Annotated in this window: 15 protein-coding genes; 2 read left to right on the forward strand and 13 right to left on the reverse strand. The window is 46.7% G+C overall.

What is annotated here, in order from left to right; all coding sequences use genetic code 11:
- Window positions 1-3: 3 nt before the first annotated feature.
- On the reverse strand, window positions 4-1,197 hold the full coding sequence (locus ACRD67_RS17270) for a Pycsar system effector family protein (RefSeq protein ID WP_430968475.1): 1,194 nt from the start codon (window positions 1,195-1,197) through the stop codon (window positions 4-6).
- Between the two features lie 57 nt (window positions 1,198-1,254).
- Between ACRD67_RS17270 and ACRD67_RS17275 the strand changes: the two genes are divergently transcribed.
- The gene (locus ACRD67_RS17275; RefSeq protein ID WP_430968476.1) at window positions 1,255-4,944 is read left to right on the forward strand and encodes a metallophosphoesterase; all 3,690 of its coding nucleotides are present in this window, start codon (window positions 1,255-1,257) and stop codon (window positions 4,942-4,944) included.
- Here the strand turns inward: ACRD67_RS17275 and ACRD67_RS17280 are convergent, their stop codons facing one another.
- Genes ACRD67_RS17280 through ACRD67_RS17300 form a run of 5 tightly spaced genes read right to left on the reverse strand, consistent with a single transcriptional unit; the run spans window position 4,945 to window position 14,685 of the window.
- Window positions 4,945-5,796, reverse strand: a complete 852-nt coding sequence (locus ACRD67_RS17280; RefSeq protein WP_430968477.1) for a hypothetical protein — start codon at window positions 5,794-5,796, stop codon at window positions 4,945-4,947.
- On the reverse strand, window positions 5,789-6,712 hold the full coding sequence (locus tag ACRD67_RS17285; RefSeq protein ID WP_430968478.1) for a GyrI-like domain-containing protein: 924 nt from the start codon (window positions 6,710-6,712) through the stop codon (window positions 5,789-5,791). The genes ACRD67_RS17280 and ACRD67_RS17285 overlap by 8 nt, the downstream gene beginning before the upstream one ends.
- 4 nt (window positions 6,713-6,716) lie before the next feature.
- Window positions 6,717-8,066 (reverse strand): vanadium-dependent haloperoxidase, encoded by a 1,350-nt coding sequence (locus tag ACRD67_RS17290; RefSeq protein ID WP_430968479.1) that lies wholly within the window; start codon window positions 8,064-8,066, stop codon window positions 6,717-6,719.
- Between the two features lie 18 nt (window positions 8,067-8,084).
- On the reverse strand, window positions 8,085-11,366 hold the full coding sequence (locus ACRD67_RS17295) for a VCBS repeat-containing protein (RefSeq protein ID WP_430968480.1): 3,282 nt from the start codon (window positions 11,364-11,366) through the stop codon (window positions 8,085-8,087).
- Window positions 11,367-11,373: 7 nt separating this feature from the next.
- The gene (locus tag ACRD67_RS17300; protein WP_430968481.1) at window positions 11,374-14,685 is read right to left on the reverse strand and encodes a VCBS repeat-containing protein; all 3,312 of its coding nucleotides are present in this window, start codon (window positions 14,683-14,685) and stop codon (window positions 11,374-11,376) included.
- Window positions 14,686-14,894: 209 nt separating this feature from the next.
- Here ACRD67_RS17300 and ACRD67_RS17305 point away from each other — a divergent pair, with 209 nt between their 5' ends.
- Entirely contained in the window at window positions 14,895-16,547 is a 1,653-nt protein-coding gene (locus ACRD67_RS17305) for a solute:sodium symporter family transporter (protein WP_430968482.1), read from the forward strand.
- A gap of 116 nt (window positions 16,548-16,663) precedes the next feature.
- Here ACRD67_RS17305 and xylA read toward each other — a convergent pair whose 3' ends face one another.
- The 7 genes from xylA to ACRD67_RS17340 form a co-directional block, all read right to left on the reverse strand.
- The gene (gene xylA, locus ACRD67_RS17310; protein WP_430968483.1) at window positions 16,664-17,989 is read right to left on the reverse strand and encodes a xylose isomerase; all 1,326 of its coding nucleotides are present in this window, start codon (window positions 17,987-17,989) and stop codon (window positions 16,664-16,666) included.
- 1 nt (window position 17,990) lies between these two features.
- The gene (locus ACRD67_RS17315; protein WP_430968484.1) at window positions 17,991-19,475 is read right to left on the reverse strand and encodes a xylulokinase; all 1,485 of its coding nucleotides are present in this window, start codon (window positions 19,473-19,475) and stop codon (window positions 17,991-17,993) included.
- A gap of 76 nt (window positions 19,476-19,551) precedes the next feature.
- The gene (locus tag ACRD67_RS17320) at window positions 19,552-20,028 is read right to left on the reverse strand and encodes a monoheme cytochrome C (RefSeq protein ID WP_430968485.1); all 477 of its coding nucleotides are present in this window, start codon (window positions 20,026-20,028) and stop codon (window positions 19,552-19,554) included.
- A gap of 1 nt (window position 20,029) precedes the next feature.
- Window positions 20,030-21,253 (reverse strand): sulfite oxidase, encoded by a 1,224-nt coding sequence (locus ACRD67_RS17325; RefSeq protein ID WP_430968486.1) that lies wholly within the window; start codon window positions 21,251-21,253, stop codon window positions 20,030-20,032.
- A gap of 6 nt (window positions 21,254-21,259) precedes the next feature.
- A complete protein-coding gene (locus tag ACRD67_RS17330) occupies window positions 21,260-22,804 on the reverse strand; it encodes an SLC5 family protein (protein ID WP_430968487.1) in 1,545 nt (514 codons plus the stop codon).
- A gap of 159 nt (window positions 22,805-22,963) precedes the next feature.
- Complete coding sequence (locus ACRD67_RS17335; RefSeq protein WP_430968488.1) at window positions 22,964-24,121, reverse strand: LLM class flavin-dependent oxidoreductase; 1,158 nt, start codon at window positions 24,119-24,121, stop codon at window positions 22,964-22,966.
- A 28-nt stretch (window positions 24,122-24,149) separates the two neighbouring features.
- Entirely contained in the window at window positions 24,150-25,043 is an 894-nt protein-coding gene (locus tag ACRD67_RS17340; RefSeq protein WP_430968489.1) for an aldo/keto reductase, read from the reverse strand.
- Between the last annotated feature and the right edge of the window lie 69 nt (window positions 25,044-25,112).

Genomic DNA, 25,112 nt, shown 5'->3' on the forward strand with positions numbered 1-25,112 from the left:
CATCTAGAAAGTCATACGCTCTGGCCCAAAGAACCTAAACGCAATCCCAAAGGCAATTACGGAAACGATCATTCCTATCATAAAGATGGTGTAGGTCCACCTTAAGATCTTATATTTTCGGTTTAGGACAAGCCCCAGAAAATAAAGGTCCTTGGTCAAGGACGAATACACGTACTCCTTATCCCGTATCAGCTCCTGTATGGCCCATTCGTAGTCGTTCAGGGTCATCTTATGGAAGTTCCCAAAAAATAATAAATTTACTTTCTTGTTGTTCACATCTTCCTTGGTGAACTTTCCACTGGTTACATTGGGACGGGTAGCCAAAACCGCGAGCACCATGGAAATCACACTAAAAATGATAAAGATGATGGTAGGATACAGCAAATATTTATTGGAAGGGTTGTCCAATTTAGGGATGAGGTTCGATAATGCCAGGGAAATAATGATTGCGTTCACCGATAACAGGATATTGGCCTTGGTATCTGCAATGTCACTGAGGGTAAGGTGATTTTTTAAGGTAACCCTAAACAGGGTCTGTATGCCCCTGTCCGGACTTTCGAATTTGTATTTCGCCTTTAAGGCCTCCTTTTTCGCGATTTCTTTTTCCGTTTTTTTATCCTTTATCAATTGTTTTAGGTTTTTGTCCTTTCCTTCTTGCCATTGTTCCTTGGCATAGTCGGTATAAAACTGATGCTCCTTCTTGAACATGGCAATATTGGCATTGCACCATTCTTCCGTGGTATAATCCGCTATCCCCAACAGGGAAAGTTCTTCCCTAAGAAAATCCGAGGTTTCCCAATAGCTTTTTTGGCCAAAGTGAGAGGCATCGGCATCCCTTATAATCTTTTCGGACAGTGTCTGGGGCTCGTAATAGCGTTTGGTGGCCATGATTAAGCCGCATACCTTCTCCTGTGAATCATGGGGATACTCCTGGGCGCCTAAAAATTCCTTGGCAATGGCACAGCTATTTTGTTCATGTTCCGTTGTACCCTTGGTATACCCTGTATCATGGAACCATGTCGCGAGAAGTAAGATCTCCTTTTCTTTATCCGCGAGTTCGTGCGAATTCAATAATTCTTTAGTACTTTTAACTACACGTTGGGTATGTTTTAAATTGTGGTACAGGTAATTGGAGTCTAGGGTATTGGTCAATAAATCCGTAACAAAGTGCTCCGCCTTTTCAATAATTTCCGACATCTCTTGCGTATTAGAAACACCCCAAAGTACGAAATTTTGAATTTTAAATCCCTTAGCATGAGGAAATATTACTCCCTATTCCTTTCACTCTTTCTTTTAACAGGTTGTGCCACCTATACCGCCAAGTATTCTGACCCTGCCACGTCCAACGATAGACCTACGGGCAAGGAAGTGGTGCACACATTTTATTTTATCGGCGATGCCGGGCTTTCGCCTTCTGGACAGCTGAATCCTGCACTTCGGATTTTTAAGGACAGGTTGGACAAGGCCGATAAAAATAGCACCGCGCTCTTTTTGGGCGATAATATTTACCCGGCGGGGATGCCAGACCCGAAAGATGATTTGGGATACAGTGTTGCCAAGAACCATTTGGACGCACAGATTAGTACGCTAGACAACTTTGCGGGAGGTACTGTTTTTATTCCCGGCAACCACGATTGGTATAACGATGGGCTCCAAGGCCTGGAGCGCCAACAAAAATATCTGGAGAAAGAACTCGATAGCAAGGATGTCTTTTTTCCCGAGGATGGATGCCCGCTCAAAAAAATCGATATCAGTGAGGACATAGTAGTCATAGCCATCGACACAGAGTGGTATATGACCAATTGGGACAGGCACCCTACCATGAACGATGAGTGCGAGATCAAGGACAGGGAGAAGTTCTTTCAGGAATTGGAAGGCTTGATCAAGAAAAATCTGGATAAGACTACGATCATTGCGATGCACCATCCAGTATTTACCTACGGTGTGCACGGGGGTCAGTTTGCCTTCAGGCAGTTGGGCATACCAGTGTTGGGTTCTGTGGTAAATCTGTTGCGTAAGACTACCGGTGCTTCTACCACAGATGTGTACAATAAACGGTATACCGAATTGAGAAAGCGGATCGTTACCCTGGCACAGTACTCCGAAAAGGTGGTGTTTGCTTCTGGACATGAACACACTTTACAGTATATCGTTGAGGAAAACACTCCACAGATCGTAAGCGGTTCGGGGGCTAAAAAAGGGGCAACCCGCCTGCTGAATGGGAGTCAGTTCTCTACGGGCAAAATGGGCTATGCCGCCATGGAGGTCTATACCGATGGTTCATCCCATGTTAGATATTATGGGGTCCAAGAAGACAGCAGGGAAGAATTTTTGTTTGGTACAGAGGTACTGCCTCCCGATCTGAAACAGGTGGCAAAACAGTATAGCAACACCTTTCCCTCCCAGGTAAAAGCTTCCATTTATACAAAGGAAGAGGTAGAGAAAACCAATTTTTTTAAATCGGTTTGGGGAGAGCGGTACCGAAGCGTTTATGCCACCGAAGTTTCTGCCCCAACCGTAGACTTGGATACCCTGTTTGGCGGCTTAAAGGTAGTAAGAAAAGGAGGGGGCCATCAATCAAGGTCCTTGCGTCTGGTAAACAAGGAGGGCAAGGAATACGTGATGCGGGCCCTGCGCAAAAGTGCAGAACTCTATTTACAGGCCATTGCCTTTAAAGATCAGTATATTAAAGGCGTTTTTGAAGGTTCCTCCGTCGAAAAATTGCTTTTGGATTTTTATACCGGCGCCCATCCCTACGCTCCTTTCACGGTAGTACCACTGTCCGACGCCGTTGGGGTGTACCATACCAATCCAAAGCTATATTACATTCCCAAGCAGGCCGCTTTGGTGGGTTTTGACGATGAATTTGGGGATGAACTCTATATGATCGAGGAACGAACGACGGACGGGCATGGTGACCTGGCCAGTTTTGGTTATGCCGACAAAATGGAAAGCACGGATGATCTGCTTAAAAACATTAGAAGGGATGAAAAATACACGGTAGACAAGACCGCTTATGTCAGGGCCCGACTGTTCGATATTATGATCGGGGACTGGGACCGGCACGTGGATCAATGGCGTTGGGCAGAATTTAAGGACAAGGAGACAGGAAAGATAACCTATAAACCAATACCACGGGATAGGGACCAGGTCTTTTCCATAATGGGAGACGGTTCGCTGATGAAATTGGCCACGAGGATTGTACCCTCGCTCGGGATATTCGAAGGGTTCAACGAGGAGATCAGAAGCGTTAAGGGCTTTACCGCCTCGCCCATGACCTTTGCCCTGGATATGGCGCTACTTCCGGAAACCGATTTTAAAATGTGGCAGGAACAAGTGACCTATATCCAAAAACAGATTACACCACAAGTAATAGACAGGGCCTTGGAAGAATTTCCTACGGAAGTACGAGATCCCGAGACCATGGCCCGGATCAAAAGGGTGTTGTTGGCCAGGAAGGGCAATTTGGCGGAGACGGCAAGCGCTTACTATGGGATTATCAATAAATTCTCGGTAGTGGCCGGTACGGATAAGGACGATCATTTTACGGTAAGCGGACTACCGGGCGGCAAGACCCGTGTGGTGGCGCATAGGATCAAGGACGGCAAGAAAGCCGACGTCTTCTTCGATAAGACCTATGATCGCGAGGTGACCAAGGAAATATGGATCTATGGCTTGGACGACGATGACTACTTTGAGGTTCGCAATGTAAAACAGGGCGTGAAACGGATAAGGATCGTAGGGGGGCAGAACAACGATATTTACGACGTAGCGGACAGCCGAGGGGTATACCTCTATGACAACCGTGCAAAGAAGAATACGTTCAAAAGCACCCAAGGCGCCAAAGTAAGGCTCACCAACGATTACGAGACTAATACGTACAGGCCTATCCTGATCAAGAACAGCAACAATATGGTTATCCCTACCGTTGGCTTCAACCCGGATGATGGTTTCAGAATAGGCCTTACGGATACCTACACCTTCAACGGCTTTAGACAAAATCCTTTTACCAGCCAGCATACCTTTAACGCTGCGTTCTATTTCGCCACCAGTGGTTTCGATTTTGGATATAAAGGAGAATTCGCCAATGTCTTTGGAAAGGCCAACCTGGAACTTTTGGGAAAATTTACGAGCCCAAACTTCAGTATCAACTTCTTTGGCTTTGGTAACGATACCCCAAATCTTGACGACGATTTGGAGCTCGATTTTAACCGGGTAAAGATCCAAACCATACGCGTGGCCCCATCATTGGTTTGGCGGGGCGATCTGGGGTCTAAGTTTAGGTTAGGTGTTTCCTTTGAGGATATCGAGGTAGAGGAGACCGAGGGTCGTTTTATAGAGACCTTTTTTACGTCCAGTAATCTGGACAACGAAAACAGTTTTGTAGGCGCCGATGCGGAGTACACCTATTCCAACGCGGACAACGATGCCTTTCCTACCGTAGGGATGGCCACCTCGCTCCATATGGGCTTCAAGAGCAGTACGGAAAACAGTGGGCAGAGTTACGGATTTATCATTCCTAGCCTCTCCTTTGATTATAAACTGATACCCAGCGGAAGATTGGTCCTTGCCACCAAGTGGAAGGCGCATTTTAACTTGGGGGACGACTTTGAGTTTTATCAAGCGGCCAGTATTGGTGGGTTCGATGGTCTTCGTGGTTTTAGGAATCAACGGTTTACCGGCAAGACGGCCTACTATCAGAATACGGACTTGAGATTGAGCTTGCGTAAACTACGGGCTGGGATACTTCCGCTGTCCATGGGTATTTATGGTGGGTTTGACTACGGTAGGGTCTGGTTTCCGAACGACAGTTCGGATGTCTGGCACACCTCGTATGGGGGCGGATTTTTCATGAATGTAGTTAATATAACTTCCGTAAATTTAGCCCTCTTCAGCAGCGATGATGGGCTGCGGTTTACCTTTGGGGTAGGTTTTGGATTCTAGTTATTTTAGGGAATAGGAGTAAAGATTCCGCCCGGTACCCGCCCTTTGCTCATCCGATAGGAGCAGGGTTTCATTGTTGAGAAAGCAAACGGATTCCAATTGGGTGGTGGCTTCCAAATCTATGGTTTTCATCTTACCCATATTAAAATCCTTTAGATCAAAACCGGTAAAGACCCATAGTTTGCCATAACCCAAAACGGCGATTTTTTTTCCGTCCGGTGAAATAGCCGCAGAAGTAACCTGGCAAATTTTCTGCTCGGCACAGGGAACAAACTTTCCAAGATAGGTGGCCTCATAATTTCCGGTACTGGCCGGAACCGAATAGATCAGGGCTTCCCCGGTAAAAGGCCTTGTCCTGTTTTTGGTGATGATGAACAAATGGTCCTTGTGGTAGAAAAAGGCTTCGGCATCAAAATACAGGCTGTCCTTTTTGGGCGGGAAACCGGTTTGCTCCGGATACCTAAATCTTATTTTCTCCCCGAGGATTTTCTTCCCCTTTTCAATTTCAGGATTCGGCACCTTATAAATGACAAGATCCGTACGCCGGTTGTCATTATTTCCAAAATCCCCAATATACACGTTTCCCTTATCGTCCTTGGCCAGATCTTCCCAATCCGTGTTTTTGGCGTTCTTGACCTCCAATTCCCTAAGAAGATTGCCCTCCAGATCTATCTGGTACATCTTGTCCGGATTGCCATTGTCCTCTATGACCCAAATCTTTGATTCTGTCAACATAACAATGCCTGAGTTTTCCTTTACTTTTTTCGGGAGCTTGGTCACGAAGGTAAGTTGTCCGTAGTTGGAACAACTCACAAGACAGCCAAATACGAACAAACACAACAATCTAGTCATCGGACTCCTTTAAGGGTAAATAGATTTCGGCTTTCCATTCCAATTCGTTCCCACCGGTCATGGGGTTATGATGGAACAGTTCCACCGGTGTTTCTTCAAGGGCAATATTATTTCGCTTGCCATATTCGTATAGTGCAAACCAGGCCCTGTCCGATATCATATAGTTCCCATTAAATATGGCCTTTATCCCTTTTTTACCGCCATACCTTTTAAACCTGATATCCTTATGTTGGGGCAGGGAATCCGTTTCGGCCACCGGAAACAGAAAGTTGAAAGCAATGGAATCGCGTTGTTTGTCCCAGTGGGTTACTTCCAAAGTGGGTTCGTCAAGGATTTTGATGTTATTTTCCGTGAGCCATCCAACGATTTCGGCATTCTTCGAAATCATAGTCCTGGCCTTTTCCGTCATGCTACTGCTGGCTTCCGCATATGCATAGAACCGTAGGGGAATACTATCCACCCCTACTATTTTAACCTTGTGCTTCCTCAAGTGGTCATCCAGGCCATTTTTAAAGTCCTTAATTTTAGAAAGGAACATGTTTTTTAGCGGTGGATCCGTATACAGATTTTTGATTCTTGTGGCCAAGCTGTTTTCCGTATCCGTAATTCGTACCCTAATGCTCGTAACAGAATCGTTGATCGCTTTAAAATCCCAATCCAGTTGTATTATGCTGTCAGCGACCTTTAGGTTTTGCCGAAAATGGGAAAACGGTTCCTTCTGAATACCCAGTATTTTGATTTTTCCATTTTTTTCCATGGTCAGTCCCCAATTGTTGACCTGATGGAACAGCGTGCCCGGGGCCGTTTTCTCATTAAAACGTATTTGGTAATCGTGGTCCTTGATAAAAAGGTACCAGACCAATGCTGCCAGACCCAGCAGTAAAAGGGAAAGGAAAATTTTCTTGATGCTGCCCATGGGATTAGTGGGTGACTTCGGGGGATTTGTTTTTCATCTGCAGTTTGCCAAGGACAAATTTCCCAAGATCTCGGCCCTGTTTTACCCCAATTTCTACCGCTGCCCGGTAGTGGATTCCGCCGTACATACGGCTAATGGCCGCTTCATCTGCCGCCTGGTTGAAGGAGGAAAAACTTCTAATTGGCAGGCCATAGGCCACTTCGGTATCGTCATCAAAGGCAAAATTGTCTCCAAAAATATCTGTCAAGGCCGTTGCCGCCGCACCGGAAACAACGCTATGGCCACTGGTGTACTCCGGGAAGGGAGGGGTCTGTAAAATGGGCTGCCAGTTTTCGTCCATATGCTGGTTGATGAGGGTTTCCGGACGAATCAAATTACTTCGGTATTTTTCATCCCAGCAACTGATAAAGGCATCGGCAATGGCAATGGACGTCTTGGTATAGGCAAATACCGTCCTGTCAAAATCACTTTTGGTTTTCCTGGCCGCTATTTTGGCTATGCCTATCCAGTGTGCTCCAGGGGTAATCTTCTTGGTGGCGAACATCAAGTGTCCCCGCGTGGTGGACACATATGGATTGCAATCCCAAAACTTTGCTATTTCTACCTCTTCGGAATCATCACCTTTTGAAGTGATTTCAACACTTATATCGTAAACCTCCTTTAATTCCTTATAAAAATCCGAGTCCTTTTCCATGGAAAATGGTGGTGGCGGTAAAGGTTTAAACTGTTCCGCCGAATCCAAGGTAAAGGAGCGAATTTTATTCCAGTGGGGCTCTATTCCGTCCATATAGGAAGGAGGGGTGGGTTGCCAACGGGATACGTCCTCGGTCAGTACCGTAAACTTGGGCATGGTCCGCGTCTGATTGTAATTGTCTTTCGAAAGCCATGCTTTGATATGATCGGCTACTTGGAGGCCATAGGACTTTGAGGCTTCAAATTGTGCCTCATTGACCTCTTTCCAACCTGCATATAGGCTGTCGCGCAGCGCAATCATCCAGTCTTCGGAAAAAATAAGTTCTTTGCTCACTTCCATATGTGCAATAAGCGCGGCCAATTGGGGGTGGATGTTTTTACCGCTTTCCATGGGCGGTATGGGTTCCAGTTCATGTACCTGTCCTGCTAGGGAAACATATGCGTCATTGGCCTGTGCTATAATTTCATAGGCCGCAATATTGGGATAGGCAAAAATTCTACTGGCTACGGGCGGGGAGAAAATATCGTGGATCATGATTTCCGTTACCTTGTCCACCGAACCATGAAAATCCTCTGCGCTTATCTCGATATCCTGTTCCTTGCCCGATTGGCAAGAAAAGACCAATGCGGCCACGATCAAAGGGATTATTGTCTTTTTCATCTCACTGCGGTTTATCGTTTATTGCGTTGTTAATTTATATATCTGTGCGGTGTCATTGTTGATGGTCACTACAAGATAGGGTTGCTTCTTCACGGTAATGAGGTCTAAGTGTCGTACCGATTTTTGAAAAAACTCCAGTCCTATCCGATGTCCCAAAATTACATCTTTTTCATTTTTAATCAAGGCCCCGGTAAAGCCATCAAATCTTCCGTGATAAGGTTTTACCCCAAAGTAATTGCCTCCGGCAAGCACCTCGGTCTTTCCATCTCCATCAAAATCGTAAGGCAGCAATGCAGTAATGGGAGCAATTTGTAGTGCATAGGAAAATGGAATAAATGTAAATTTTCCTCCCTCATTTTTTAAATACCCGGACTCCAGAAAATCCACCTCAAGGAGCTTGGCCTTGGATAGAAGATCTTTGTCGAATATCTCCGCAATGGTTTTTCCAGCAAAATCCTTATAGGTTGTAAATTTTTTGCGGAGACTCACCAATTGCCCAGCCAGTTCATCCAAGCCATCAATGGTATAGTACTTTCCTTTTTTCTCCTGTGCAATGATCGTTTCCGTAGTGCCGTTTTGGTCAAAATCCCCATAGTACATTTTCATAGGATGTTCTGGTGTGGCCTTAAATTTGGTATTGGAACCCCAATTTCCCAGGATATAGTCCATGTCCCCGTCCTGATCAATATCAAAGGGGGCCACACTTTGCCAGAGGCCGTTTAGGCGGTGGGGAAGCAGATTCATTTCGGTAAACGAACCGGCCTTGTTTTTGAAAAATTTGGGTGACATCCATTCGCCCACAACCAGGAGATCTTCAACGCCATCCCCATCAAAATCCGTCCAAAGGGCATCTGTGACCATGCCCGCTTTCCTAAGGGCATCATCTTCTGAAAGGCTAAAAAGGCCCTTGTCGTTTTTCAAGAGATAGGAGTTCGGGATGTTTCCAAAATCCGAGCTAACGGTATGCCCTCCCACAAAAAGATCCAAGTCCCCGTCTGCATCCACATCATGGGGTTCGACCACCGCACTATTCTCAAAATATTCCGGAAGTTGAGCGGCCTGTAGGCCCGTTTCTGCTTGAAGATAGTAACTGTCCAAAAGAGGTTTCGCCCTATGGCCAAAATTTCCTCCGGCAGAACCAGCAAAAAGATCATTGCGATTGTCCCCGTCAAAATCCTGGATGGTGGCACTTACGATTTCCTTGATCGAATCTTGGGCCAAGGACGGAAATTGGTGTTCCGTAAAAATGGAATCTTGTTGGAGGTATACCTTGGAAGGGTAGCGGGTGGATCCGCCAAAAAAGATATCTTCCTTGCCATCATGGTTTAAATCGCCCACCGCCATGGCAGGACCACGGTCCGAAATCCGGTAAGGGATGAGCTTTTGACGGTTAAAATCGAGATACCGATCCTCCTGGTGGGTGAAATCTACGCCCAAATTGTCCTTGGTCCTTTCGAATAAAATTTTATCTCCCGGCCTTTCGGACCCAAAATCGAAAGGTGCCGTATGCTCGGGTTTTACCGTGAGCGTCTGGTTGGCACTGATGTTCCTTAAGGTCTGGTAGCTTTGATCGGGCCATACAATCCGCAACGAATCTACTTGGGAGGTTTGTCCGTATCCAAAATGGATCACAGGTTCCGAGGAAGCCTGAAATCCCCTTACCGTATAGAGTTCCTTATACTGAAGTCTGCCCTTGTCATACGAAAATACCTTGGTCCCTATCCCAAAAGGGTTCCCTTTTTTGTAGTTGAATTTCAGCTTCAGATAATTGGATTTGTCATCGGTCCTGTTAACGTACAAACTGGCCGGACCGTTGATGTTATTGATCACCAGGTCCAAATCTCCATCATTGTCCAAATCTCCCCAGGCCGTTGCCCCGGATATGCTATTGTCCTCTCTTATCCAACTGGCCGATTTATCCAAGAACTGCAGCTTCCCGGCACCCTGGAAAATATAATTGTGAACTGCACCGGTAGGCATGAGCTCCAAGGCCTGCTGATCTACCAATTTGGTGTTGTTGATCTTTTTCTGAATTTGCTCATTCGAGACAAATTTGATAAAATCAAGATCGTTGGGCCGTCTTGGAATACCGTTGGAAACGAACAGATCCTGTTCCCCATCCTGATCATAATCCGCAAAAAGGGCACTCCAGCTCCAATCGGTTGCCGCGATACCACTAAGTAGGGCGGTTTCCATAAACTCGCCATTGGCACGGTTTACATGCAACATGTTACGGGTAAATTGGTAATGGTACCCGTACTGGTTTATCCTGAGGTTGAGCGTTTGCAAATTTTCGTCCCCTTCGGACGATTTCAGGGGAATTTCTTCCTCGGGCAACATATCCAAGGAAATGATATCCGAAAGACCATCATGGTTGATGTCTGCAACATCGTTCCCCATGGAAAAGCGTGTAGCATGACCAAAATATTGCTTTAAGCACTCCGTAAAGGTCCCGTCCCCATTATTGAGATAGTAGTAGTCATCCTCATGGAAGTCGTTGCCCACGTAGATATCGGCATGGCCATCTTGGTTGAAATCGGCTATGGAAATACCCAATCCGTATCCATTGATACCTCCATAAATGCCAGCTGCTTCGCTTACGTCGGTAAAGACCTTATCATCATTACGTAACAACTTATCGCCCGTTGGATAACTTCTTTTGTTCCTAAGATCTGCTTTCCCAAAAGATTCCTGGGTATGGACTGCGTGGTTCAAAAGGTAAAGATCCAGATCTCCATCATTGTCAAAGTCCAAAAAAGCGGCGGAACTGCTGTAGGTGTCAAAATCCAGTCCGTATTGGGCACTGCTTTCCGTGAAGGAAGCATCCCCATTGTTGATGTATAACTCGTTATGGCCATCAAAACCGTTCAGCCCTACTACGGCACAGACGTAGATGTCAAGAAGGCCATCCCCGTTTACGTCACCCATAATGGCCCCAGTGTTCCAGGTACTGTTTCCCTGGACCCCTGCAGATTCACTGATGTCCTCAAACTTAAGATTGCCTTTGTTAAGGTAGAGCTTGTTTTTCACTTGGTTTCCAGACAGAAAAATATCCGGAAGACCATCCCTGTCTATGTCTCCTATGGCTACCCCGCCCCCATTGTAAAAATAGAGGTAATCCAAGATATTGAGATCGTCAGACTCGGTAAGCAAATTGCTAAAATGTATCCCGGTTTCCTGTGGGCCCGGATTGGAGAACAGCTCTCCCTTCCGCTCCCCGCAGCTCCAAGCGAAGCCCGTGACGATGACGCAGAGGATGAGTTTTTTTGCCCGTAATGTGGATTTTGAATTTGATATCATTTCTGTGCTACTTCAAATCGAGTTGGGAAGTCGCCAAAAAAAGTGGGGTGGCATTGTTCCTTCCTATTATATAGTGTTCTTTGTCTTGAATGTTGATTTTTTGGATGCTTCTGACAGGCCCGGAAATATCCAATGATCGTTCATTGGCCCATTTAAATTCACCTTTTGGGGTAAAGCGTAAAAGTATGCCATGTGAGGCATCCATCCTACCCAACTGTGTGCTTATTTCATGGTTGTTCCCCAGGAGTAATATATCCTTATATCCGTCGCCATCAAAATCTTGTACGGCCATATCCTGAACCGTGGATGCCTGCGCCATTACAGGAAGGGGTTTTTTTAGGAAACTGCCGTCTCCCTGGTTTTCAAAGTAACAGCTTGCAAGTTCGTATACTTTCTTTTTGTAAGCCTCCTGCAGTTTTTTAGTGGAAAACAGATCTTCCAAACGTGCTGATGCAAAGCGCTTATAGGACAAAAATTCCTTGTTGAGAAAAGGCATTTGCTTTACCAGCTCATCCTTTGAGGCAAAGGGTGTTTCCCTGCCCTTGTAATAATAGGTGACTAGAGGTTCCGTGGAGCCATTGCCGTCAAAATCGAAACTGTAGAGCGTAATGGCCTCCTGGGCCGAAGCCCTAAATTTACTGTTAAGGCCCCAGTTTCCAGCCACAAGGTCCAGATCCCCGTCCTGGTCAAAATCTTCGGCAATCACCGAATTCCACCACCCGTGGGTTTCCTGTAGCCCAGCAGGGTCGCTGCGCTCCAGAGCGGAGCCATTGTTACTAAGAACCGTAATGGGCATCCAATACCCAACAGCGATAAGGTCTATAAAACCGTTTCCGTCCAGGTCTGTCCAAAGAAAGTCCTTAACGTTGCCCAAACTTTTGCAGTCCGGGCAAAATTGATCGGTAACCTCCTCGAAATTCCCCTTTCCATCATTTTTGAAGAGGTATTGCGCCGGGGATTTCCCAAATTGGTGCGGTACCTGATCGGAGGAGATGGCAATATCCATAGCACCGTCTTTGTCAAAGTCAATAGCTGCCACTTTTGAAGCATTGAGCCCTAGCGCTGTAAATTGGGTGGTATCTTTTTTAAAAACCCCATCAAAATTCAAATATAACCTGGGTCGAAGTCTTTCAGAGGTGCGGAATTCATTGCCGCCGCTTACCACCAATAAATCCATGCTGCCGTCCGAATTTGCGTCAAAGAACACCTGCGATACATCTTCGTTCATAGCATCTTGCTGAAATAGCGCTTCCTGGACTTTTTTAAAGGTTCCTGCACTTTCCTGGACAAAAAGGGCCGAAGCCTGCCCCTTGGGACCGCTGATGAAGAAATCGTCAAGGAGATCCCCGTTTACGTCGGCTACCGCAATTGATGGCCCTTCGTTGGTGTTGGCAAAGGGAACCAAGGGGTCTCTATTAAATTCTACGGTGGCTTGTTCGCTATGGGAGAAAACCACGAGACTATCCTGGGCGGCGATACCATCTTTTCTTGTCGCATTACTTTCCTCATAAAAGTTGCCCATGGCGTCTTGGTATCGAACCGTCAACTCCCCCGAGGGAACCCCGCTAAGGGTTTGATGTCTTCCACCGGGCCAAATGACTGTAAGCGAATCTACCACGGCAGTTTGTCCCAGACCTAAATGTACGGTCTTGGGGACCGCTGATAGGTAACCCCGGGAAACAAAATTTTCCTGGGTAATAATGGTATTTGCCGTGTATGCGATTACCTTGGCTCCAAGGCCAAATACGTTTTCCCGGTCCCCTTCGAAGTTTATTTTTAGGAAATGGTTTTGCTGCTTTTTATCGGAGGTGTTTTCCAGGACAAAAGCGGCCTGATCCACATTGTTGACCACAAGGTCTAAGTCCCCGTCGTTGTCCAAATCCGCATAGGTGCTGCCGTTGCTAAAGGAATCTTCCTTGTGGAACCATGTGGTGGTCATATCGGAGAACGTAAGGTCCCCTTGGTTTCTAAAGAAGTAGTTGGAGACTTTTTTTTCCGGGATTTCATCGATAAAGGCCATTTCCTCACTTGCCATTCCGCGGTTTATACGTTCCTGGATGTTGTCATTGGCGATAAAATTGATAAAATCCATATCGTTGGTCGCCCCCTTGATGCCATTGGTGATAAAAAGATCTTTGAAACCGTCGTTGTCATAGTCTGCCAACAGGGCGCCCCAAGACCATTCGGTTGCTGAAATGCCACTGAGATTTCCAATCTCACTGAAGTTAGCGTCCCCAAGGTTGAGGTGCAGCGTATTTTGCATGTATTGCGGAGCGTATCCGTTTTTCAGGTTGTACTCATAGGTGGGATAGGGATATTCCACTCCGGAGGCCTTGTAGGTTTCCAGGTCTTCGGGAAGCATATCCAGGGAAACCAGGTCCGTAAGCCCATCATTGTTGATATCGGCAATATCATTTCCCATGGAAAAATGTGTGGTATGCCCAAGTTTTGAAGCATCGGAGGAAATAATTTCCTTAAAAGTCCCGTCCTTTTGGTTAAGGTAGAGGTAATCGTTCTCAAAAAAATCGTTCCCTATGTAAATGTCGGGATAGCCATCATTGTTGAGGTCGCTTATTCCCAATCCTAGGCCATAGCCTATTTTTCCCTGAAAAATTCCCGCCTCCTCCGACACATTGGTAAACCGCCCATTTTCGTTCCTGTACAATTTGTCACCGGACCGTGCATCCACCTCCTGCCTTAAACTCCCTTTCCCGTAGTTGCCGCTAGGGTGTACGGAATGGTTCATGAGATACATGTCCAGATCCCCGTCCAGGTCATAGTCAAAAAAAGATGCCTGGGTCGAAAAACCGGAGAAGGCCAACCCATAGGAATCCGCCTCCTCCTTAAAAAAGGGAAGTCCCGCTGCATTGAGGCCTTGATTTACATAGAGTAGATTCTTCCCCTGTATTTCCCCGTAGCCCCCTACTTTGCATACATAGATATCCAAGAGACCGTCGTTGTTAATGTCCACATGGGTCACGCCAGTGGTCCAGTTTCCGGTATTTTTAATGTTTGCTGCCTGGGTAATGTCCTCAAATTCAAAACCACCTCGATTAAGGTATAACTTGTCCTCGCCTTGGTTGGAGGTAAAATAAAGGTCTGCCAGACCGTCATTGTTGAAATCTCCCGCAGCCACCCCAGCTCCATTATAGAAGTAGAGGTAGGTGAGAATATTGAATTGGGGGGTATCCCTAAGCTCGTTTTTGAAGTCAATATTGGTCTGGGAAGAAGGGCGTTTTCTAAACTGCTTTTCTTCTTGTTCGGTAGTGTCGCAAGCTAGTATGCTGATTGTTAAAAAAAAAACTAAAATCCTTTTCATCTACGGGCCAAAGAGAGGTGGCAAGATAAGTAAACTTGATAGAACATTGAAAGGGTAAATCGTTAATATTTTCAAGGGCCCCGCCGCGATTCCCCGCTAAAATAGGGGTATTTGGATTTGTCCGATTTTATCGATTATTTTTCCGATATTGAACGTTTAATGCATAAACCGGTATATTTAACGCTTACAATCAAACTAATTAAACAAAAATGTTAGGAATTCTCTCTTTTTTGGGCTTCACCGCTTTGGTGGGGGTCATCGCCTATTTGGCTACACGAAAAACCGATGAAAACTCCTCCGACGGTTATTTTTTGGGGGGAAGAAGCCTTACCGCAGGCGTAATAGCGGGATCCTTATTATTGACCAATCTATCCACGGAGCAAATTGTGGGCCTGAACGGAAATGCCTATTCCGAGGGGATATCGGTTATGGCTTGGGAAACCCTGGCGGCCATTGCCATGGTGGTCACCGCGGTTTTTCTTTTGCCCAGATATTTGAAGAGCGGCTTGACCACGGTGCCACAATTCCTTCAGGACCGTTATGATACTACCACCAAGACGATCACTTCGGCCTTGTTTCTTACGGGTTACGTGGTGGTGTTATTGCCCATAATATTGTATTCCGGTTCCCTGGCTATTAGTACCATGTTTGACGTACCTGGGTTGCTAGGGGTTTCCGACGGAGCCGCCTTAAAGATATGCGTCTGGGGTATTGGGATTATCGGTTCGATCTACGCCGTTTTTGGGGGGTTGAAGGCCGTGGCCGTGTCCGATAGCATCAATGCCATTGGCTTGTTACTCGGAGGAATCCTCATCCCCGTTTTCGGATTGATGGCAATCGGGGACGGAAGTCTTTTGGCCGGAATCGATACCTTATATGAAAGCAATCCCGAAAAGTTCAATTCCATTGGCGGGACCACTGCTTCGGTTCCTTTTCACACCATTTTTACTGGAATGATGCTGGTGCAGTTGTTCTATTGGGGGACGAATCAGCAGATTATTCAACGGGCCCTTGGCGCCAAAAATTTGAAGGAAGGACAAAAGGGATTGTTGTTGGGCTCCTTCATCAAAATTTTGGGGCCACTTATTGTGGTATTACCTGGGATTATAGCCTATCATATGTTCGAGGGAAATCTGGAGGTACCTGATCAGGCTTACCCAGCCTTGGTCAATGAGGTGTTACCAGATTATTTGATAGGTTTCTTTGCGGCCGTATTGTTTGGGGCTATCCTAAGTTCTTTTAACAGTGTTCTCAATAGTTCGGTCACCTTGTTCGGTATTGATATCTACAAACAGCACATGAATCCGGAAGCACCGGAAAGGACCGTGGTAAAATATGGAAAAATGTTCGGGATCGTGCTGGCCCTTGCCGCGATGTTCATAGCCCCCCTTATCGCAAACGCAGGTAGCTTGTTCGAGTATCTACAGGAAGTCAACGGCATCTATAGTATTCCCATATTGACCATCATTGTTGTAGGATATCTCACCAAAAAGGTGCCGGCCATAGCGGCCAAGATCGGCATCGTCTCCGGTTCGATCCTCTACATTATTAGCCAGTTCGGTTTGCAACCCTATTTTGTTGGAAGCGCTATGGAAAAAGCCGAAGCCGCCGGAATTACGGATGAGGCGGCACTAGCCCTTATCGAAGCGAAGGCGTACCCACATTTTTTGGATGTTATGGCCATTCTGTTTGTGATGAATATCCTTATCATGTTGGGCATCGGTCTAATAAAACCAAGGGAAATACCCTACGAACAACAGTATACGGAGCAAGTAGATATCTCGCCCTACAAATATGTGAAACAGGTAGGCATAGGAATCTGCGTTATCGTGATAGGCATCTATATCTATTTTGCACAGTAGCGATACTTCATTCATAGTATAAGGTGTGCAAAATGCCTTGTGGTCCGTTCGAACGCCGGCCTGCCTAGGGTACGGCGCTCGATGTAACGGTTTACCTTTTTATCCCGAACCGTAGGTCAAATGTATTGATTGATGATATTCTCGAACAATTCCTGCTTTCCGCTCTGTAGGCTTAACTCCCCATTTTCAAGGGCAATGTCGTAAAGAGCGCTTAAACTGAGTTTTCCCTGTTCAAAGTCTTTTCCCTTTCCGGAATCAAAGGAACTATATCGTTTTGCAATCAGTTCATCGTACGCAGACGAGGTGATGATCCGGTCTGCGATCAACAAGGCCCGTGCAAAAATATCTGCCCCGCCGATATGGGCGTGGAACACATCGTCCATATCCGTGGAATTCCTTCTGATCTTTGCGTCAAAATTGATGCCCCCACCACGCAGCCCTCCGGCCTTTAGAAAAATGAGCATGGCCTCGGTTACTTCGTTGATGTTGTTGGGAAATTGGTCGGTATCCCATCCGTTTTGGTAATCGCCCCGGTTGGCATCTACACTCCCGAGCATGCCGTGGGCGGCTGCAACGGCCATTTCATGTTGCATGGTATGGCTTGCCAGGGTGGCATGGTTCACTTCCAGATTAAGCTTAAAATCGTCCTGTAGTCCATATTGGTGCAGGAAGCCGATTACGGTGGCGGCATCAAAATCATATTGGTGTTTCATGGGCTCCATAGGCTTGGGCTCTATAAAAAAGGTTCCCTTGAATCCCTGGCTTCGGGCATAATCGCGAGCCAATCCCAGAAAGCGCCCCATATGGTCCAATTCCCTTTTCATATCGGTGTTTAGCAAGGACATATAGCCTTCACGTCCGCCCCAAAACACATAGTTTTCGCCCTCAAGGGCAATGGTGGCATCCATGGCCAGTTTTATCTGCCCACCAGCTCGGGCCAGCACATTAAAATCTGGATTTGTGGCCGCTCCGTTCATATACCTGGGATTTGAAAAACAGTTTGCGGTTCCCCACAACAGTTTTACCCCCGAGGCTGCTTTTTTCTCCGCAATAAAATCCACTATGGCCGATAGTCGTTTTTCGGATTCGCCTAAGGTGGTGCCTTCACGTATCAGGTCGAAATCGTGAAAGCAGAAATAATCGAAGCCCATTTTTGTAATGAATTCAAAAGCGGCATCGGCCTTTTCCTTCGCGGCATCCATAGCATCAGTGGGCTGGTCCCAGGGAAAATTCTGGGTACCCGGGCCAAAAGGGTCGGCCCCTACACCACAGAAGGTATGCCAATAGGCCACGGCAAACTTAAGATGTTCGCGCATGGTCTTTCCTGCTACGACGCGTTCGGAATCGTAGTATTTAAAGGCCAAGGGGTTGTCCGAATCCTTCCCCTCATATTTAATTTCCCCGATTCCCTTATAATATTCCTTATTTCCTATGAGTGCCATTTTAGCTGTTTTTTAGTATTGATTCCAATTCGTTTTTCCATTTCCGATAGGCCGTATGGTACTCCGCTGCATCGTTTAGCGGTGTAAAACTCCTTACGTAATCGTGCTGTGCAAGCTGTTCGCCGAAGCTTTTATAATCCCCTGCATGGAGTGTGCAGGCCCGGGCCGCTCCAATAGCACCGGTAGTATTATAAATCTCTATGTCATGCCCTATAAGTGTGGCTATGGTGGAGGAGAAGATATCCGACCTAAAAAGATTATCGTTTCCCGCACGGATTACACGGGGTTCAATACCGTCAGATTTTAGGATTTCCGCACCATAGACAAATGAAAAGGCAATACCTTCCAGGGCCGCCCTACAGAGATGTGCCTTGTTATGGTTGTTTAGGTTAAGATGGCCAATGCGCGTACCCAGGTTCCTGTTGTTGAGCATGCGTTCGGCCCCATTTCCAAATGGATGCAAGGTTACCCCATCTGAACCCACCGGCACTGAAGCGGCGAGCGTATTCATCTGATCATAACCGGAAACCTTCAAATTGTTCATGAGCCATCGGTATTGAATACCCGCACCATTGATACAGAGCAGTTTTCCAATGCGGGGGTTTTGGGCACTGTAATTCACATGGGCAAAATTATTCACTCGTTCGCTCTCCTTTACCGATAGGTTGTCCGTTACGGCATACATTACCCCTGATGTGCCCCCGGTGGCTGCAATTTCACCCGGTTGAAATATATTTAAGGACAGGGCGTTGTTGGGTTGGTCCCCAGCTCGGTATAGGATCGGGGTGCCAACGGCGAGTCCGGAGGCCATGGCCCCTTTTTTGGAAACCTGGGCCTGTACCGAAAAGGTCTTCACCAAGGGGGGCAACAACTTCCTGTGCAAGCCATAGTGTTCCAACAACCAACCTGCCGTGTCCTTGGTGCTAAAATCCCAGAAGATACCTTCCGAGAGCCCCGGTATAGTAGTAGCTATGTCGCCGCTGAGTTTATAGGCGATATAATCGCCAGGCAGCATGCACCTATGAATTTTATCGAATATTTCGGGCTCGTTTTCCTTTACCCACTTCAGTTTTGAGGCAGTGAAGTTGGCCGGGGAATTCAAAAGTTGCGCGGTACACTTTTCCGCACCCATTTCTTCAAAGGCCTTTTCTCCTATTTCCACGGCTCTGCTATCGCACCAAATAATGGAATCCCTAAGCGGTTTCCCTATGTTATCCACAAGTACCAGCCCGTGCATTTGATATGAAATCCCGATACCATGTATATCTTGGGATGCTATATTGTACCGTGATAGTAGGCTTTGGGTACCCCTGCAGACATGGATCCACCAATCCTCGGGGTCTTGCTCTGCCCAACCGTTTTTCACGGCCCTGATTTCCATCTCTTTTTTGGGCTCGGCCACCACGGCAACGGCCTTTCCAGAGTGTATCTCCACCAGGGCGGTCTTTACGGAAGAACTGCCAATATCATAACCAATAAAGTACATAGTAAGACCTTAAGAAAATAGATGAGTTAAGATATTGTTTTTATAGGTTAGCCGCAAAAAAACCGAAGGGTGAAATTCACGGAAGCTGCAGTTCGTACCATTCAATTTCCCTTAAGTTTTCCCTTCTTCCTTTTTCCTCTGGAGCGTAGTAGGAGGCCAGATAGCTCACAATGATTTCCTCATTGTCGCCCAGATCCCATAAATTCTGGGTTTCCTGCATCCAGCGTATGGTGGACACCCAACCCTCTCGGGTCATTCTGTTTTGGGTTACCAGGGCGGCAGAGTGGCAATTGGTACAGTTCTGGATGACCTGCACCAAGCCCTTGCCTTCCACAAAGCCCGTACTTAAGTGAATGCCATTCACAATCTCACCTTCCAGTTTGCTGGGTTCCTCTGTGACCAGTTGGTCACTGGGGCCGTCAAAAACAGATAGGGAAGGATCGATCAATAGGTATATAAAACCAGCAGCCAGCAGGCCCAGACCACAAAAAAAGAGAATGAGGTAGCGGTAAACTGTTCTTACCTGTTTTCTAAACGTCTCTTCCTGGGACATGTTACACGACTTTAACAGCTATACGGTGACAGGCATTGTTAAGATAGCCCTTTGGATTCCAACCTGGCAAGAGCATGGGTTGGCCGAGCCCGGCGGAATCTGTTGCCCGTGCCCAAATCTCATAGTATCCCTTTTTGGGGAAATCACTGATTTTGGCAGAAAAATGCTGCCATGCCAGTCGGTTTCGAGGGGCTTCAACAGTACAGGCCGTCCAGCTGGCCCCAAAGTCCAAGGAATATTCCATCGTGGATACCGAGAGCTCTCCGGCCCAAGCATGTCCACGAATGGGGAGTGTATCGCCCTTTTTGATGATCGCTCCGGTTTTTGGAAAGGTAATCAACGATTTCACCGGCATGGACTCAATGATGCACATGTCCCCATCCGCAACTTTTTCCCCGGGCGCCACAGGTTCGCAGGGGACCCTATACGATGTCCCGGTCATTTTGGCACCGTCATGTACCTTGTTCCGGACACTGATCCGGTTGATCCATTTGCCGGAAGCAGAAGCCGGCCAACCGCCTGCGATGAGGCGTAAGGGATAGCCGTGCACAAGAGGTATGTCCTTTCCGTTCATCTGAAAGGCCAGAAGGGTTTCTTCCTGTAGCGCCTTGGTTATGGGAACGCCGCGGGAAATAGCTTCTTTTTCCGGGTTGAGGCTGAGGTGCCTGTCCGTGGCATGGTATCCGATGTAGACCGCATCGGCCTTAATTCCGACATCCTGTAATACATCGCGCAATCGCACCCCGGTCCATTCCGCACAGGAAACGGCGCCTACCGTCCATTGATTTCCCTTTGCAGGGGGATTAAATTCGCTGCGCCCATTGCCCCCACATTCCAGGGTGAGTTGATAGGTATATTGTTTAAATTTTGATTTTAACTCCTGGAGTGCGTAGGACTTCTGTTGCTGAACGGACTCCCCGTCAAAGGTCAGTTTCCAGTTTTGTACATCGATGTTCTCGGGCACCAAGCCATTGTTCCTAATGAACATATATTTGTTGGGCGTCACTTTATCGTCCAATAGATGTGCCGTAGCCTCTATGTTCCATGGTTTGGTGTTGAGTACGGACATGCCGGTGTCCTTGCTGAACAATTTGAACGGATCTGGATCTTGCTGGGCCAATAGGCGATACCCGGATGGAAGGGTGTTTGCATAAACAATGTCCGCACCTATCAGGGCGCTCAATGTGCCAAGGGTACCTTTTGTAATGAAATTTCTTCTATCCATTGGCCGTCAATGAAAGATAATATGTAGAGCGATCAAAGAAAGCAACATGCCTATTCCTGCCTTGCCAAGCATGGGGGAAGCGGGTTCGGGGCGCAGTTTGTCCTTTATAAAACCGCTTCTGGATCCCAGCCATACCAGTGTAAACCCAATAAGGATAACCCACATGGCCCTGACCAGATAATTCATGTCCGGGAAGGCATAGATAAAGAAAAATTGTAGGGGAACGGTGGCCAAAAATCCAAAGAGGGCCACGCGGTGTTTTGGTGCTATTAGGAAGGCCGCTGCACTGATGAGCACTACGATACCACAATTTACAAAATAGCGTAGTTCATTTAATGTATGGGTAAAGGCCGCACCGGTATCCTCAAATTTTATGATGAGAAGCACGATGCCAATGATGACCCCGGAAATGAACGATATTAAAATGGCCTTCTTTCCAGATTTTACAATTTGCCGGTCGGAAGCCGATTTGTTCACGTATACTTTATAAATATCTATGGACCAGAGCGTGGCCAAGGAGTTAAAAGTGGAATCCACGGTACTCATCAGGGAAGCGAAAAGGGCACATAGAATAAGTCCTTTTAGACCCACTGGCAAATAGGTATTAACTAAATACGGGAAGGCAGAATCGGGATCGGCCAGCCCGCCATCCCCAAGGATACCCACAAGGGCAATACCCGGTAGTATGATAATAGCTGCCATAAAGTACTTCATCAATCCCCCTACCATCAAACCGATCTGTACATCCTTAAGGCTTTTGGCCGCCAGGGAACGCTGCACTACCGATTGGTTGGCGCACCAATAGTTGATATTTAGCAGAAACGCCCCAAAAACGTGGATCCAGGGCAATTTGGGGTGATCCGCAGGCAAGTGTAGGTGCATAAGATCTTCTGTCTTTACATAAAACTGTGACCAACCTCCGAGATGGTGAACGGCTATGAACAATACTACAATTCCGCCCGATAGCAAAATGGCAAACTGGATCACATCGGTACGGACCACCGCCGCCAATCCTCCGAAATACGTATACGTGGCAGAAAATAGGCCCAAAAACACGATCAGGATGGCAATGCGTATGAGGCGATCTTCATGGATGAAGGACAAATAGTCCCCAAAAACAAGGTCTACGGAATAGGCACCCCAGAACAAAGCCGCTCCTAGGGTAATTGTGGAAAACAACAGAATGTTGGAGGCCGAATACAATAGGGCGACCGTGTTGCCCAGTCTCGTTTTTATGAATTGGGTGATCGTAATGATTCGTTCCCTAAGATACATGGGGACAAAAATGAAAGCTGCCAGGAGGAGCCCTTGAATGGCATTGATTTCAAAATTGGCCTGTGCCAGTCCATAGAGATAGGCAGATCCCATAAAACCTAGAAATTGATACCCTTGGACGTTGGTGGCGATAGTGGAAAAGGCAATGGAGGGCCATCGTAAATTCCGTGAGCTTAAAAAATATTCTTCGGTGGTTGCATCTTTTGAGGTCTTTCCGGTAATGGCGGTTACGAATACGATAACAAAGTACGCGCAAACAATTAACAAATCGATCATGAAGTATCTTATTAAAATTAGTTCATTGCTCCTTCTAACGACCTCCTAGAATAGGCAACGCACAAAATACCGTATAAAATCGTCATTACTTGGTTATTTGGTAGCTCGGTTGGTCATTATTATCCCTAATATAGGGTTTTGTTCATTAAAAAACAGGCTTTAAACCCGGATTCCCGCTGCCAAGGGTGTTAAAGGTTCTTCATCGGTAACCTTTCCTTGTGCAATGGGCATTGAAAAGGTTTTAAGCCTGGGTAAAACCAGCTTTGCGAAACGCTCGCATTCCTCTTTGTGCGGATAGCCCGAAAATATGAACGCACGTATCCCCATGTCCATATAACGGTTCAACTTTTCGACGATTTGATCCGGATTGCCAACCAGCGCGGCACCGCAACCGGAACGTCCTTTTCCGATGCCCGTCCACATATGATCCTCTACATAACCGTCATCTTCAGAAATTTCACGCATCACCGCTTGTCTGCTAACACCGTACGATTTTGCGTCCAACGCGCGTTCCCTCATTTCTTTTCCCTGTTCAACACCCAATTTGGAAATGATACTATCCGCATAGGCCCTGGCTTCTTCCTCGGTTTCCCGGACAACAACGTGTACGCGTAGGCCAAAATCTACCTTACGTCCATACGAGGCGGCCTTGGCGCTCATGTTTTGCATCAAAGTCCTTAGGTTTCCCTCGGTTTCGGGCCACATCAAATAGACGTCACAGTGTTCGGCGCACAAATCCACTGCAGGAGGGGAGTAACCGCCAAAATACAGCAGGGGTCCATTCTTCTGGTAGGATTTACCAGGTAGGGAAGGCAGTTTAAAGTTGTAAAACTGACCTTTATGGTCTATCTCGTCCTGTGTCCAGGTTTGTTTCAAAATTTCTATGACCTCCCTTGATCGTTGATATCGGTCGGCCGAAGAAAGATCTTCTCCCGGGAGGTTGGAGGATATAATATTAACGGTGAACCGGCCTTTAAGGATATGATCAATGGTTGCCAAGGTCCTCGCCAACATGGGCGGGTGCACTTCACCGCAACGCACGGCCGCCAATAGATTGATCTGTTTGGTCATGGGCGCTACCGCAGCGGCAAATGGTAAGGTATCCTGCCCTACCTGATAGGAAGAAGGACAGAGAATGTTCCTAAATCCGTTCCTATCTGCCGTTAAAAGAACGCCCGAAGCGTTTTCAAAGGTACTTTTATAGTCCGGATCACGTTCACCCAGATAACGGTCATCCCCGTTGCAGATGGGGGCAAACCAGGAGACTTCCGCACCCTCTAAATGGGGAGATCTGATTTCTATTTTGTCTGTATCCATAGTATGTAAAATTTATCGTATAAATGCATTATGCTACTTCTGTTCCAATGGCCGCTTCCCATAACATATACCATTCTTCTTTGGTAATGCTAACGTCAAGTGCCTTATGCGCAGCTTTTATCCGTTCCAATTTTGATGTTCCCAGTACGGGAACAATACCTGCCGGATGCTTGCGCAACCAAGCGTAAAGCAATTGATCTGGCATCAGTTCATATTTTTTGGATAGTTTGCCCAAAACCCGCTGTATGGAACTTAAGCGGGCATCATCCGAATCTTGAAAGAGCGCCCCTCCGCCCAAGGGTGACCAGGCCGAAGGAATGCATCCCGATTTGAGACATTGGTCCAAGGTGCCATCCTCGAAGGCGTTACGCTGCAGAAGTGATATTTCTACCTGATTGGTCACTAAGGGGGTCACTGAATTTAATAGATCAAATTGCGATACCGAAAAGTTAGAGACGCCAAAGGCGAGCACTTTCCCTTCTTCTTTTAGGTCCGAAAAGGCCTCTGCGATTTCGTGCGGATCCAATAGGTAATCCGGGCGGTGCAAGAGCAATACATCCAGACGGTCGGTATGAAGGTTTTTAAGCGATCGTTCAACGGATGCCTTTATGTGGGCCTTGGAGAGGTTGTACGACTTAAGTTGGTGTTCGGGCCTATTTTTGGCCATCATCTGAATACCACATTTGGTAGTAATTCGCATTTTATCGCGCAGGTCGGGCCTGGTCTTTAAGACCTTCCCAAAATCCTCTTCGGTGGTGTAGTCTCCGTAAATGTCCGCGTGGTCAAAATCAATTAGGTCCAGGTCCAAACAACCTTCAATAAAGGCTTCATATGCTGCGGTGGACAGTTTACTGCCCCAGGAACCCAATCTCATGGTGCCAATGATATAGGGCGATATGTTCTCTTTGGAAAGCTTCACCATTATGGATGGATGTTAGTGATAATGTTCAAATGTAAACAAAAATTGAAGAAATGTAAACGTTTACATTTA

Source organism: Eudoraea algarum (genome assembly GCF_050589645.1).
In the GTDB taxonomy this organism is placed as follows: Bacteria; Bacteroidota; Bacteroidia; order Flavobacteriales; family Flavobacteriaceae; genus JBNGOQ01.